This is a genomic window from Saccharibacillus brassicae, assembly GCF_006542275.1.
GTDB classification, from domain to species: Bacteria; Bacillota; Bacilli; order Paenibacillales; family Paenibacillaceae; genus Saccharibacillus; species Saccharibacillus brassicae.
In genome coordinates this window covers 2,429,104-2,443,005 of record NZ_CP041217.1, presented here as the reverse complement: position 1 = coordinate 2,443,005, position 13,902 = coordinate 2,429,104, and the positions used below count along the sequence as shown (strand labels likewise).

Annotated in this window: 13 protein-coding genes and 1 riboswitch; of the genes, 8 read left to right on the top strand and 5 right to left on the bottom strand. The window is 62.4% G+C overall.

Features of this window, described 5'->3' with window-relative positions:
• Window positions 1-46 precede the first annotated feature (46 nt).
• The 3 genes from FFV09_RS10155 (at window position 47) to FFV09_RS10145 (ending at window position 3,223) form a co-directional block, all read left to right on the top strand.
• Window positions 47-724: a response regulator transcription factor gene (locus FFV09_RS10155; RefSeq protein ID WP_141447730.1), complete on the top strand. Its 678-nt coding sequence runs from the start codon at window positions 47-49 to the stop codon at window positions 722-724.
• Window positions 721-2,085, top strand: coding sequence for a sensor histidine kinase (locus FFV09_RS10150; RefSeq protein WP_141447729.1), 1,365 nt, complete (start codon window positions 721-723; stop codon window positions 2,083-2,085). The genes FFV09_RS10155 and FFV09_RS10150 overlap by 4 nt, the downstream gene beginning before the upstream one ends.
• 121 nt (window positions 2,086-2,206) lie before the next feature.
• On the top strand, window positions 2,207-3,223 hold the full coding sequence (locus tag FFV09_RS10145) for an alpha/beta hydrolase (protein WP_141447728.1): 1,017 nt from the start codon (window positions 2,207-2,209) through the stop codon (window positions 3,221-3,223).
• Window positions 3,224-3,367: 144 nt separating this feature from the next.
• Here FFV09_RS10145 and FFV09_RS10140 read toward each other — a convergent pair whose 3' ends face one another.
• The 5 genes from FFV09_RS10140 to FFV09_RS10120 all read right to left on the bottom strand — a co-directional run bounded on the left by FFV09_RS10140 (window position 3,368) and on the right by FFV09_RS10120 (window position 9,238).
• The gene (locus FFV09_RS10140) at window positions 3,368-4,183 is read right to left on the bottom strand and encodes an ABC transporter ATP-binding protein (RefSeq protein WP_141447727.1); all 816 of its coding nucleotides are present in this window, start codon (window positions 4,181-4,183) and stop codon (window positions 3,368-3,370) included.
• Window positions 4,183-5,238 (bottom strand): FecCD family ABC transporter permease, encoded by a 1,056-nt coding sequence (locus FFV09_RS10135; RefSeq protein ID WP_246098520.1) that lies wholly within the window; start codon window positions 5,236-5,238, stop codon window positions 4,183-4,185. The genes FFV09_RS10140 and FFV09_RS10135 overlap by 1 nt, the downstream gene beginning before the upstream one ends.
• Entirely contained in the window at window positions 5,235-6,275 is a 1,041-nt protein-coding gene (locus tag FFV09_RS10130) for a FecCD family ABC transporter permease (protein ID WP_141447726.1), read from the bottom strand. Before FFV09_RS10130 ends, FFV09_RS10135 begins: the two co-directional genes overlap by 4 nt.
• Before the next feature lie 5 nt (window positions 6,276-6,280).
• Entirely contained in the window at window positions 6,281-7,381 is a 1,101-nt protein-coding gene (locus FFV09_RS10125) for an iron-siderophore ABC transporter substrate-binding protein (RefSeq protein WP_141447725.1), read from the bottom strand.
• Window positions 7,382-7,924: 543 nt separating this feature from the next.
• Window positions 7,925-9,238 (bottom strand): ATP-binding protein, encoded by a 1,314-nt coding sequence (locus FFV09_RS10120; protein ID WP_141447724.1) that lies wholly within the window; start codon window positions 9,236-9,238, stop codon window positions 7,925-7,927.
• Window positions 9,239-9,510: 272 nt separating this feature from the next.
• A riboswitch (TPP riboswitch) is annotated at window positions 9,511-9,621 on the top strand.
• A gap of 65 nt (window positions 9,622-9,686) precedes the next feature.
• Between FFV09_RS10120 and FFV09_RS10115 the strand changes: the two genes are divergently transcribed.
• The 5 genes from FFV09_RS10115 to FFV09_RS10095 all read left to right on the top strand — a co-directional run bounded on the left by FFV09_RS10115 (window position 9,687) and on the right by FFV09_RS10095 (window position 13,877).
• A complete protein-coding gene (locus FFV09_RS10115) occupies window positions 9,687-10,766 on the top strand; it encodes a ThiF family adenylyltransferase (protein WP_141447723.1) in 1,080 nt (359 codons plus the stop codon).
• A 97-nt stretch (window positions 10,767-10,863) separates the two neighbouring features.
• Window positions 10,864-11,487, top strand: a complete 624-nt coding sequence (gene thiE, locus FFV09_RS10110; RefSeq protein WP_141447722.1) for a thiamine phosphate synthase — start codon at window positions 10,864-10,866, stop codon at window positions 11,485-11,487.
• Between the two features lie 8 nt (window positions 11,488-11,495).
• Window positions 11,496-11,696: a sulfur carrier protein ThiS gene (gene thiS, locus FFV09_RS10105; RefSeq protein ID WP_141447721.1), complete on the top strand. Its 201-nt coding sequence runs from the start codon at window positions 11,496-11,498 to the stop codon at window positions 11,694-11,696.
• Between the two features lie 4 nt (window positions 11,697-11,700).
• Window positions 11,701-12,579 carry a thiazole synthase gene (locus FFV09_RS10100; RefSeq protein WP_281288485.1) on the top strand — a complete coding sequence of 293 codons (879 nt, stop codon included), beginning with the start codon at window positions 11,701-11,703 and terminating at the stop codon, window positions 12,577-12,579.
• Window positions 12,580-12,593: 14 nt separating this feature from the next.
• The gene (locus FFV09_RS10095; protein ID WP_141447720.1) at window positions 12,594-13,877 is read left to right on the top strand and encodes an FAD-dependent oxidoreductase; all 1,284 of its coding nucleotides are present in this window, start codon (window positions 12,594-12,596) and stop codon (window positions 13,875-13,877) included.
• Window positions 13,878-13,902: the final 25 nt, after the last annotated feature.

Below are 13,902 nucleotides of genomic sequence, written 5' to 3'. Positions count from 1 at the left end.
GTCACGGGAAGATTCAATCCGCAAGCACGGGGAAAAGAGGAATGCGATGCCGACGATACTGGTCGCCGACGACGACGCGAATATTCGCGAGCTCGTTTGTTTGTTTTTGCGCAATGACGGATGGATGGCGGTGGAAGCCGCGGACGGGAGAGAAGCGCTGGAGGCGTACGATTCGACGCCGATCGATCTGGTCGTGCTCGATATTATGATGCCGGTGCTGGACGGATGGGAATTGTGCCGCGAGCTGCGCAAGCGAAGCGCCGACCTGCCGCTGCTCATGCTGACCGCAAGAGGCGAGACGTGGGAAAAGGTCAAAGGCTTCGAGCTGGGCACGGACGATTATCTGACCAAGCCGTTCGATCCGCTGGAGCTGACGGTGCGCGTGCGTTCGCTGCTCAAGCGAAGCCGGACGAACGCCGGACGGAGCGTGCAGCTCGGAGGCGTTACGCTGGATCGCAGCACGTACAAAGTGACGGTCGCCGGAGGTCCGTCGCTCGACCTGCCGCTCAAAGAGTTCGAACTGCTGTACAAGCTGGCCGAGACGCCGGGTCAGGTATACACGCGCGAACAGCTGATCGAGAGCATCTGGGGACTCGATTACGCCGGAGATAACCGGACGGTCGACGTGCATATCAAGCGGCTGCGGGAACGCTTCGCGGATACGGCGGACTTTGCGATCGAGACGGTGCGGGGACTCGGATACCGGCTGGAGGCCGCCAAGTGATCCGCTCGCTGTATACGCGGGTCGTCCTGATCTTTCTCGTCTCCGTCATCGGCGGGACGCTGCTGTCGTTTTTTATCGCGACGTGGGCGTTCCGGGAGCCGTTGAACGAGAATTTGCAGATTCCGCTCGTCCATTTCGCGCAGGACGTGGCCCGAATCTATGAGGTGCTGCCGACGGACGAAGCGGATGCTTTTGTCGCGGGCATGCACCAGCTCAGTTCTTACCATATACGCATTTACGAATCGCCGGACGTTTTCCGCTCTTTCGGGCAACTTGACGGAGAAGGGATTGCCGATATTACGAGCGAAGAAGTGCGGCGGGTATTGAGCGGCGAAAAGATCCAGAGAAACCCGAACGGGTTGACCATATCGCTCGTGGGGCTGCCGTTCGAGACGAAAACCGGCTCCCAGGCGATCTTCATCGATCCGATGGGATCGCCGTCGTCCCTGTTCGTGCTGAAATGGCTGCTGAACTTTTCCGTCTATGCGCTGGTCGCCGGCAGTCTGGTCATTTTGGCCGCGGCGTATTTCCTCGTTCGGCCGATCCAAAAGCTGACGGGAGCGACCCGGCGGATCGCGGAAGGCCACTTCGACGTCAAACTCGATATTCGGCAAAAAGGCGAGCTGGGCACGCTTGCGCGCAGCTTCGAGCAGATGATACGCGAGTTGGGGCAGCTTGAGACGATGCGCCGGGACTTCGTCTCGAACGTCTCGCACGAAGTGCAGTCGCCGCTGACTTCGATTTCCGGGTACGCGGTCGCGCTCAAGCAGGTCAAACTGAGCGAGGAGCAGCGTATCCGCTATCTCGACATCATCATCGGGGAGGCGGGGCGCATCTCCAAGATGAGCGACAGCCTGCTGAAGCTCAGCGCGCTCGAAGCGCAGTCGCCGCAGCTCCGCCGCGAACCGTTCCAGCTCGACGAGCAGCTTCGCCGCGTCGTCATCGCGCTTCAGCCGCAGTGGCAGGAGCGGCAGATCGCGTTCGAGCTGGATCTGCCGGACGTGCGGCTTGCGGGCGACCGCGATCAGCTCGACCAGGTCTGGACGAACCTGATCGGCAACGCGATCAAGTTCTCCCCGGACGGCGGGCAGATCGCTATCCGGGTAGAGACGGACGAAAGCATCGTCACGGTGCGCGTAGCCGATCAAGGCATCGGCATCGCGCCGGAAGACCGGGAACGCGTTTTCGAACGCTTTTTCAAAGCCGACCGGGCCCGCAGCCGCAAGTACGAAGGCAGCGGGCTCGGACTCGCCATCGTCAAACAGATCGTCACGCTGCAGGGCGGAGAGATCGCGGTAGAAAGCGAATTGGGACAGGGCACGACGTTTGTCGTGAGCCTGCCGCTCGCCCCGCCGAATTAAACGTCCTGTTCATGCTGCGTTCATACTGCCGTCACGAAGCGTCCATGCGGACCGGTTATGCTTGGTGTATCGGCAGCTTGAAGCGGCCGGAATACAGAAATGGAAACGGGAGTGGATCGACATGGCGGCAGCACAAAGCGAGAACGGAAACGGCGCGGCAGAGACGGGCAAAATCAAAAAAAAGCGTAAACCGCTTCGAATCATAAGAAACGTATTGGGCATCTTCGCGGGGATCATCGTACTGTTCTTCGCGATCGTGTTCGTGACGGACAAAGTCGCGGGCAGCATGGAAGAAGCCCGGATCGAGCCGTACGGGCAGTTCGTCGAAGTGGACGGCAAGCGGATGAACGTGCGGATCGACGGGGACGGCGCCGAGACGATCGTGCTGCTGCCGGGCTACGGCACGGCGGCGCCGGGGCTCGATTTCGAGCCGCTGATCCGGGAACTGGAAGCGAAAGACTACCGGATCGTCACCGTCGAGCCTTTCGGCTACGGGCTCAGCGACGGAACGGACAAAGAGCGGACGACCGACAACATCGTCGGCGAAGTCCATGAAGCGGTGCAGCAGCTCGGACTGACACGCTACGTGCTGATGGGCCATTCCATCGCGGGGCTGTACGGCCTGGAGTACGCGAACCGCTATCCGGACGAAGTGATCGCGTTCGCCGGTATCGACACCAGCGTCCCGTCGCAGGGCGGCATGGACACGGAGCTGCCGATCGGCACGTTCAAATTTCTGCGCCAGTCCGGCCTGATGCGGATGCTGACCAAAATCAGCGGCGATCCCTACGCGGCGCTCGATTACGACGAGTCGACCAAAGAGCAGATGCGCATGATCACGAACCGCAAAGGCAACAACAAGACGATGCTGAACGAGATGAGCCATATCTCTTCAAACTTCAATCAGGCCAAAGAAGCCGGCGCGACGTTCCCGGCCGACCTGCCGCTGCTGCTGTTCATCAAGCAGGACGACGTCGAAGTGACGAACTGGACCGACCTGCACGAAGAGCAGGTGGCCCATTCGGCGCACGGCAAATTGATTCCGATGGAAGGCGACCATTATTTGCACCATACGCTTTCCCAGGAGATTGCGACCGACTTTGACGCTTTTATGGACGGGCTTGGGAAGAAGAATTGATCTATTATTCCGGAAAATCGCAACGAAAAACCCCCGATCCGCGCCGGTGCGCGATCGGGGGTTTTTCGTTGCGTCGTAAACGGCGCCGCCGGGACAGTACGGGCAGAAACGCAGCAGCGTACGAGACCGAAGCGACCGGCAGACTTACAAAGCCGCTCTCGTCTCCATATGATGCCGCCCTTTGGGCACGACCATCGGGCTGCCGGAGACGGGGTCGTCGATCACTTCGCAGTCCAGCCCGAACACGTCCTTGATCCGCTCGCTCGTGATCACTTCGGACGGCGTGCCTTCGGCGACCAGCCGTCCTTCCTGAAGCGCGAAGATATGGTCGGCGTAGCGCGCCGACAGATTGATGTCGTGCAGCACCATGACGATGGTCGTGCCGTGCTTGCGGTTGAGGTCGGTCAGCAGGTCGAGAATCTCGACCTGGTACGTGATATCGAGAAACGTCGTCGGTTCGTCGAGGAACAGGATGTCGGTCTGCTGCGCCATGGCCATGGCGATCCAGACGCGCTGACGCTGGCCGCCCGACAATTCGTCGATATTGTGGTTGGCGAACTCCGTAATGTCCATCAGCTCCATCGCTTCGGCGACAGCGGCGTAGTCCTGCTTGGACCAGCCGCCGAGCAGCGACTGGTGCGGGAAGCGTCCCCGGCCGACGAGATCGGCGACGGAGATGCCTTCCGGCACGATCGGGGACTGCGGCAGCAGCCCGATGATCCGGGCCAGCTGCTTGGACGGATATTTGGCGATCGGCTTGCCGTCGAGCGTAATGCTGCCCGAAGTCGGCTTGATCAGCCGGGCGAGCGCTTTGAGCAGCGTCGATTTGCCGCAGCCGTTCGAGCCGATGATGACGCTGATCCGGCTGCCCGGAATCGTCAGGTCCACGCCGTTGATGACCGTCTTGTGCTCGTAGCCCGCGACGACCTGCTCGGCCCGGAAAATATGGTTCGGCTTCATCACAATTCCCCTTTCTGATTCATGCGGATTAACAGGAAGATCAGGTACGGCGCTCCGAGCAGGCCGGTGACGACGCCCACGGGGAAGCGGTAGACGAAAGCGAACTGCCCGATCAGATCGGCGGCCAGCACGAGATTGATGCCGACGAGCCCCGCCGGGATCAGACCGTGGAAGCCGCTGCCGACGAGCCGTTTGGCGATCGGTCCGGCCAGAAACGAGACGAAAGCGATCGGTCCCGTCGTCGCGGTCGCGATCGAGACGACGAACACTGCGCAGACGATCAGCGCGATGCGCGTCTTGTCCGTGCTGACGCCGAGCGAAGAGGCGGTCTGTTCGCCGAGTTCCAGCACGTGCAGATGCTTGCCCAGCACCATCAGGATCGGCGTGCAGATCAGCACGATGAGGACGAGCGGCGGCAGTTCGCTCATCTTGGAACCGTTCAGGCTGCCCGACAGCCAGCGGATCGCCGCCGGGACGTCTTTTTCCGAACTGATCAGCAGCAGGTACGAGATGACCGAGTCGAGCATGGCCTGAATGCCGATGCCGATCAGGATCAGCCGCCCGATCGAGAAGATCTTGCCGCGGGCCAAGATGTAGATGACGATCACGGTGACAAGTCCGCCGCCTACAGCCGCGGCGGACGTGACCGCGCCGCTTGCCTGAAGCACGGTCAGGCAGAAGACGGCGGCCGCGCTTGCGCCGGACGTAACGCCGATCACGTTCGGATTGGCGAGCGGATTGCGCAGCAGCGTCTGGAACGTGTAGCCGGCGATGCCGAACGCGAAGCCGGCGAACAAGCCGGCCAGCATGCGCGGCAGGCGAAGCGTGCCGACGGCGAACGAGACGCCTTTGATCTTCTCGCCGGACAGGGCGCGAACGACCTGGTCGAGCGGATAGATCGTATTGCCGAGCATCAGCATGGCGGCGCACAGCGAGACGGCGATCAGCGTGAGGATGCCGGTCACGAGCATCCAGCGGCGCGCCCGCTGCCGCCGGCCCGCGCGGATGAATTCGACGGACGCCGCCGGCACCGCGAGTTTGGAAGTCAGGGTCATAAGGAACGCACCTTCGCTCTCATCGCCAGAATGATCAGAATCGGAGCGCCGACGAAGGCGGTCACGACGCCGACTTCAAGTTCGCCCGGACTGCCGATCAGCCGGCCGAAGACGTCGGATACCGTCAGGATGATCGCGCCCGCGACGGCCGACAGCGGAATGACGAAGCGCAGGTCCGGTCCGACCATGAGGCGGACCACATGGGTCGCCAGCAGGCCGATGAAGCCGATGGGCCCGGCCAGCGCGGTCGTCGCGCCGCACAGGATCACGCCGGCGAGCGCCGCGATCAGCCGCAGCGTGCCGGTCTTGACGCCGAGGCCTTTGGCGGTCTCGTCGCCGAGCGCCAGCGCGTTAAGCGCCGGCGAAGTGAGGAAGCCGATCAGCAGGCCGACGAGCAGGAACGGGAGGAACGTTCCGATACTGCTCCACGTGCCCGACCCGACGCTGCCGACCTGCCAGAAGCGGAACTGGTCCATGACGTGGGAACGCGGGATCAGGATGGCCGTGACGAGCGAGGAGAGAGCCGCGCTCGTGGCCGCTCCGGCCAGAATCAGCTTGATAGGCGTGGCTCCGCCGCGCCCCAGGGAACCGACGCCGAACACGAATACCGCCGTAAGCGCGGCGCCGGCCATTGCCAGCCAGATGTATTGGCTGGCCGTCGTCATATTCAGGAAAGCCATGCCGCACACCACGAACAGAGAAGCTCCCGTATTCACGCCCAGTATGCTCGGATCGGCGATCGGATTGCGCGTCACGGCCTGCATCAGCGAGCCGGATACGCCGAGCGCCGCGCCGCAGAACAGGCTGAACACGGTCCGGGAGATCCGTTTTCGAACGATGTTCGCTTCGTAGGAGTCGTTCTCCGGACGAAACAAACCGTCGATCAAATCGTGAAACGGCACTGCCCGCGAGCCGAATGCGAGGGAGGCGAGAATACTCGCTCCCAGCAGGATCAGGCTCACGATCAGTACCGTAAGGAAATGCTTCGGGATGTGCGGACTCGGACGGTGATCGCTCGAGACCGTAATCGGGTTCATCTTGTTTATTTAACCTTGTCGGCGGCAGCGCCGAGCAGCTTCATGTAATCGTCGATCGTGTACGCGATCGACAGCGGCGTCGGCGTTCCGGCCGCGACGAGCGGCGTATCCGCCGTGATGAAAGCGACGGAACCGCGTTCGATGGCCGGGATTTTGCCGAGCAGCGGATCGGCCTGCAGCGCTTCGAGCAGCTGGTCGTCGCCGTAGCCGACGATCAGGTCGACGTCGTTCAGCGCCTGGGCGTTCTCCGCGCTCAATTCAAGCGAGTAGCTGTCCGGATCGGTAATCAGCGAAGTGATGCTCTCCGGGTAAGTCAGGCCCATCTCTTCGAGGAACGAGACGCGCGTATCGACCGGCGTGTAGATGTGCAGCTTGGACAGATCGTCGGAGGAGAAGTTGACCCAGGCGATTTTTTTGTCCTTGAGCTGCGGGTAGGCGGCGAATTTCTCGTTAATGAGCGTTTCGGTGTCGGCGATCAGCTTCTCGCCTTCGGCCGGCATGCCCATGCCCTGGGCGATCAGTTGAACCTGCTCGCGCCATTTGGTCGTCCACGGGGACGTCGGGTAAGCGACGACCGGAGCGATCTCGCTCAGCGTGTCGTAATCTTCCTGCGTGATGCCGGAATAAGCGGCGAGGATCACGTCCGGCTTGGTATCGGAGATCGCTTCGAAGTCGAGGCCGTCCGTGTCCTGGAACACGTTCGGGTCGGCTGCGCCGAGCTCGTCCAGCTTTTCCTTCGTCCACGGCAGCAGTCCGCTGTCGTCCTGTACGCCGAAGTTGGCGGCGGAGAAACCGTCCGGTACGACGCCCAAAGCGAGCGCTACGTCCTGGTTGCCCCATTGGATCGTGACGATCCGTTCAGGCTTGCTCTCGATCACGGCATCGCCCAGCGCGCCCTTGATCGTAACCGGGTATTCCATGGCCGAAGCGTCGGCGGCAGCCGGTTCTTCTTCGGCAGCTGTCGTCGTGTCCGCGGCCGGAGCCGTTTCGGTCGTCGCCGAATCGGGAGTCGTAGCGGCCGGCTGCGCGCCGCAGCCGACGAGCGCCAGAACCAGCAGAATCGAGATCATGGCGGTCAGGAGCGAATATTTTCTTTTTCTGTTCATGATGAACCCCTCTCTGTGTGGAAAGCTTATTGGGTGGAGCAAAAGTCTACGCGGTGAATAAAAATGCAATAAAATGAGAAATATGATTCTGATAATGATTATCAACATCACTAAATATATCGGTATACAGGGAGCGCTGTCAATCGCAAATTTGAGCGCTCAGCCGGAAATACGTACGTATTTTCATAGCAAAACCTGACATTGGACGCGGAAAAGAACGGATCGAGCCGCAATTTTCGAACATTCGCAGACCAGGCACGCCAAAAATGCCCGTCGCACCAAGATCGGACATTTGGAAGGGAGAGCATACGAAAACGCCCCTACTGAAGTACGGACGTTAGCAGGCAGGGCATACCAAAAACGTCCGTACTTGGAGTACGGACGTTCGCGGCACGCAGGTTTAAAGTTCCGGACTTGAACATGCATGCTTATACGGAATTATACGAAAAGCGCAGGAAGCGGAACGACCGGCCCGGGCCGCTTGGATTTCACCAGACAGCCCGATGCTCCGATGGTTCGCCGGCCAGTCGGCTTACCGCCCGCTTACCGGCCCCAGGCCGATTCGGGCAGCTCGACCGGCAGGCTGAACGAGAAGCAGCTGCCTGTCGCCGACGAATGCTTCAGCCGCAGCTCGCCGTTCATCAGGTCGACGAGCTGCTTGCAGATCGACAGGCCGAGCCCGGTGCCGCCGTAGCGGTTGACGTAGTTGGCCGTATGCAGCTGCGTGAACGCCTGGAACAGCAGCGGCTGCTTGTCTTCCGAGATGCCGCTGCCGGTATCGGTGACGGTGAACGTCAGATGCACGTTGGCCTCGCGGTCGTCTTCGAGCGCGGCGCCCGAGGCGGACGACAGCGGCAGCACCGCTAGACTCGTCTCCCGGCCTGTTCCGGATTCGGCGGAGACGTAAGCTTCGATCCGGATCTCGCCTTCTTCCGTGAACTTCAGCGCGTTGGACAGCAGGTTGATCAGGATCTGCCGGATTTTGTTCTCGTCCCCGATCCAGAGATCCGGCATATGCATCGGAATGACCTCGTTCAGCTTGACGTTTTTGCGGGCGGCTTCCGAGCGGAACAGCTGCAGCACTTCGACCAGGCAGCCCCTGAGCGAGAACGGTTCGTACACGACTTCCATTTTGCCGGAATCGAGCTTGGAATAATCCAGGATCTGATTGAGGATCGTCATGAGGGAACTGCCGCTGGAATGGATCAGCCGCAAATACTGCCGCTGCGTCTCCGACAGATGCGTCGATTCGAGCATCTCGCCCATGTTCAGAATCGCGTTCATCGGGGTGCGGATCTCGTGGCTGAGAATGGCGAGCAGATTCGCTTTTTCTTCGAGCGTCTTTTTCCGTTCCTGCTCGGCTTCGCGCCATTTCTGGTACGTATGGTCGAGGGTTAGCATATTTTCGAAAAAAGCGGCCAGCGATTGCAGCAGCTCGACGTCCTGCGGTTGATACGCGTAAAAGTTGTCGTCGAACGCGCACAACGAGCCGAACACGCGGCCGTCGCCGTCCTTGATCGTGACGCCCATGAACGAGCAGCCGCCGATAAAAGGGGTCACGTCCATATTCCGGGTCAGCGGGTGGTTCCGGTTGTCGTCGATCACGAGCGGCTCGGGGCCGTGTTCGGTCACCAGATGGCAGTAGGAATCGGTGTGGTCGATCACGAGTCCTTCCTGTAAAATGACGGCGCTCCGGTTGATCGTATTGAGCACTTTGGTCTCGTATTCGTCGCTCAACGCGATGCAAAACGTGTTCGCGGGAATGATCTTGCAGGCCGTATCCACGATTTGGGCGGCCGAGGCGTACAATTTTTCGGACAAAACGTCCATCACGTCGATATAACTCGTCTTAAGCAAAGCGCACCTCCAAATAAATAAACGTTTCGGGACAAAGAAAAAACCATTTATTAAAATATTTGCGTAAAATAGGAATAGGAGTATGAAAAAGAGAGCGAATAAACGTAGATAATGTCGGAAAAAGACGGATTTCTACTAAGTATGTTCTGTTATAAACTCATAACGGCTTCTCCTAAACAGGTATCGCGTACGCTTGGCGCAAAAAAAGTCGAATCGCCGGCCGATCTCCCCGTTGCCAAGCGTCGAACGATTCGTTATGCTGAATTCAAACCGAATATGAATGCGGGTGCTGGATGAAGTCCGGCTGAGATGGGAGCCTTGTGCCCCGGACCGTTAATCTGATCCAGGTAATGCTGGCGTAGAGAACCTCATTCGAATTGTTCAAGCCATTCGTGTATTCTCCGAATGGCTTTTTTGTTTGTTCACGCACAAAGCGGGGAGGACGATCATGAACGACGACCTATCGAAAACAACGGAAATAACCCGGAACGCCGCTGCGCAAGCAGGCGGCGGGGCGGACGACGAACGGTACTCCCGGCAGAAGCTGTTCGCGCCGATCGGCGCCGAAGGACAGCGCAAGCTGTCGGAACGCGCCGTGTGCATTGTCGGCATGGGCGCGCTCGGCACGGTGCTGGCGAACCATATGGTCCGCGCCGGCGTCGGCAAGGTGCGCATGGCGGACCGCGATTACGTGGAGCGCAGCAACTTGCAGCGGCAGATGCTGTACGACGAAGAAGACGCGGAGCGGTCGCTGCCCAAAGTGGTGGCGGCAGAGAGCAAGCTGAAGCGGATCAACTCGTCCGTGGAGATCGAAGCGGTGTTTGCCGACGTGACGCCCGGCAATATCGCGCAGCTGCTGGACGGCGTCGACCTGGTACTGGACGGAACGGACAATTTCCGGACGCGGTTCCTGCTCAACGACGCCTGCTACGCGCACGGTATTCCGTTCGTGTACGGCGGCGCGGTCGGGTCGAGAGGGATGAGCGCGATCTTCGTGCCGGGCGAGACGCCGTGCCTGCGCTGCTTCATCCCGACCGCCGATTCCGGCGGCGAGACGTGCGACACGGTCGGCGTGATCGCGCCGATCGTCGATATCGTCGCTTCCTACCAGGCGGCCGAAGCGCTCAAATATCTCGTGGGCGACCGCGAAGCGCGGCGCGGCACGCTGCTGTCCATCGACGTCTGGAACAATCGCCAGCACGAACTCGGTTCGGTGCGCGCGCGGCCGGACTGTCCCTGCTGCGGGCTGCGGGAATATCCGGCGCTCGCCCGCGAAGCGGAGACGACGCTGTCGCTGTGCGGCCGCGATTCGATCCAGATCGCGGGACACGCGCCGTTCGAGCTGGAATCGTGGCAGCGGCGCCTTGCGCCGGCGGCGCGCAGCCTCAAAGCGAATCCGTACCTGATCCGGGCCGAGCTGCCGGGCGGCGAGCGGATCGTGCTGTTCGCGGACGGGCGGGTGCTTGTGCAGGGGACGGACGATCCCGTTCGGGCGCGCACGATTTACGACCGGTATGTCGGGGATTAGGCCGGGTTGCCCAGCAGGGCAGACGCAGGCGCAAGACAGGGGCATAGAACGGAATCGAAATCGAAATCGAATGTGAAAAAACAGGGAGGCGAATCTTTTGCGGGACTTCAGATTATATGCGATTACCGGCGAGAACTTTCATCCGGGACGCGAACTTGCGGACGTCATGGAGCAGGCGATCATCGGCGGCGCCGACATTGTCCAGTTCCGGGACAAGCACAGCGATCCGGCGGAGCGGCTGCGCAAAGCGCGATCGCTGCGGGAGCTGACACGGCGTTACGGCATTCCGTTCATCGTGAACGACCATATCGACCTGGCGCTGGAAGTGGACGCGGACGGAGTGCATCTGGGACAGGGCGACGTGCCGCTCGAAGAAGCGCGGCGGCGCATGGGCTCCAAAATCGTCGGCATCTCGACGCATGCGATCGAAGAAGCGCTGCTGGCGCAGGAGCAGGGCGCGGACTATATCGGCGCCGGTCCCGTGTACGCCACGCAGACCAAAGCCGACGTCGTCGCGCCGGTCGGGCTCGGTTATATCCGCGAAGTGTCCGAGCGGATCGGCATTCCGTTCGTGGCGATCGGCGGCATCAAGCTGCACAATGCGGACGACGTGATCGCGGCCGGCGCGACGCGGCTGTGCGCGGTCAGCGAGATCGTCGGCAGCGACGATCCCGCGGAGGCATGCCGGGCGTTTATTCGCATACTGGACAGGAAAGGGTGAGCCTTCGAATGGTGGAATTGATCATAAACGGAAGCAGGCAAGAGCTGGAAGCCGCCACTTTGGCGGACGTCGTGGAGCGGCTCGGTCTGACCGGGCGGCCGATCGTGGCGGAAGTGGACGGCGAGGTGCGCACGTCGGAGCAGTGGGCGTCGACGCCGGTCACGCCGGGCATGAAGATCGAATTGGTCCATTTTGTGGGAGGAGGCTGAACCGATGAACGAATATGAAGATGAATACGGATACGACAACGGCCAAGCAGCAGCGGGAGCAGAGGGCCGCGCCGACTCGGCGCGGCCGGCAGAGCGGATCGAACCCGGCGGCGACGGCTGGAGTCTCGGCGGCCTGAACATGCAGTCGCGCTTTTTCCTCGGGACAGGATTGTTCCCGAACCCGTTCGTGCAGACCGAAGCGATCGCCGCGTCCGGCACGGAAGTGCTGACGTTCGCGATCCGGCGCGTCGATCTGGAAGCGGCGGAAGACGATTCGATTCTCCAGCATCTGGAGCAGGGCGCTTACCAATTTCTCCCGAACACGTCGGGCTCACGCACGGCGGAAGAAGCGGTGCGAATCGCGCGGCTTGCGCGCGCGTCGGGCCTTAGCGATTGGATCAAGGTGGAGATCTGCGCCGACGAGCGGACGCTGCTGCCCGATCCGATCGAGACGCTGCGGGCGACCGAGATTCTCGTCAGGGAAGGCTTTACGGTGCTGCCGTACATCTCGGACGATCCGGTCATGTGCCGGCGCCTGGAAGAAGCGGGCGCGGCGGCGGTCATGCCGGGAGGCGCGCCGATCGGCACCGGCCTCGGCATCTTGAATCCCTACAATATTAGCCTGATCGTCGAGCGGTCGAACGTGCCGGTCATCGTCGACGCGGGCCTCGGCACGGCCAGCGACGCGGCGCTGGCGATGGAACTCGGCGCTTCGGCGATTCTGATGAACACGCCGGTCGCCAAAGCGCAGGACCCCGTCGGCATGGCACGGGCGATGCGCCTTGCGATCGAAGGCGGCCGGCTCGCCTATCTGTCGGGCCGGATGCCGAAGAAGCGGTACGCGTCGGCCAGCAGCGGCTTCGAGTCGCTGATCGTGGAATGAGCGGGGGAGCGGCCATGAACGATTCGTTCCTCGTGCTTGGCGGAGGTATCATCGGCTTGTCCTGCGCGCTGGAGCTTCGGCTGCGCGGCGCGGACGTGACGCTGCTCGAAGCCGGCGCCTGCGGCGGGCAGGCGTCCGGCGCGGCGGCCGGCATGCTCGCGCCGTATTCCGAAAATCCGGATTCGCCGGACGAGTTCTTCGCGCTGTGCCGCGCAAGCCTCGACCTGTATCCGGCCTGGCAGCGGCAGGTCCGGGAGCTGTCCGGCCGGGACTTCGAATATACGGAGTGCGGCAGCCTGTACGCCGCTTACCACGAAGCGGACCTGGCGGCGCTTGAGCGCCGGCTGGACTGGCAGCGCAGCCGCGGATCGAGCGGCACGATCCTGCGCGGCGGCGAACTGCGCGCGGCCGAGCCGGGCTTGTCGCCGGCCGTGGTCGCGGCGCTGCATACGCCGGAAGAGAGCCATATTTACGCGCCGGACTTCGTCGAAGCGCTGAAAAGCGCCTGCGTGAAAGTCGGCGTGCAGATCCGCGAACGGCTCGGCGAGCTGGAGCCGACGCAGTGGGCACGCGGCGTGGAAGTCCGGGCGAGCGGCCGGGGCGTAGACGGGGCATCCGGGCTCGGCGCGCGGAACGCCGGCGCGGAAGCGGGCGGGGAGCGGCAGCCGGCGATGCAGGCGGGCGGGCAGGGCGCGGCGCGCGAAGGCTGGGCAGCCGAACGCAGCCCGGCGGACGCGGCCGGAGCTTCCGGCGCGACCTTCCGGGCGGACCGGCTCGTGGTCTGCACGGGGGCCTGGGCCGGCGGATGGGCCGGCCGCTTCGGGCTGCGCCTGCCCGTGCAGCCGATCCGCGGGCAGATCTGCGCGTACGCCTGGGGCGCGGAGCAGGTGCCGCTGCGGCACATGGTGTTCGGCAGCCAGGGCTATCTGGTGCAAAAAGCGAACGGGACGCTCGTCTGCGGCGCGTCCGAAGACGTCGCGGGCTTCGATACGAGCGTGACGGAGCACGGCATCGCGCGATTGACGCGCTGGAACAAGCGGATGCTGCCCGCGCTGGAAAAGGCGCAGCCGTTTCACCGCTGGGCGGGGCTGCGCCCGGCGACGCTCGACGGCCGGCCGCTGATCGGGCGGCTGCCGGGCGCGGAGCGCGTGATCTTCGCGGCGGGCCATTACCGCAACGGCATCCTGCTGAGCCCGGTGACGGCGAAGAGGGTCGCGGACTGTGCCGAAGGACGGGAAGCGGAGCCTTGGCAGCACGCTTTTCGGCCGGAACGGTTCGGTTGGAACCCGGCAAAGTGAGGCCGGGTTCCGGCCAACCTCAAAT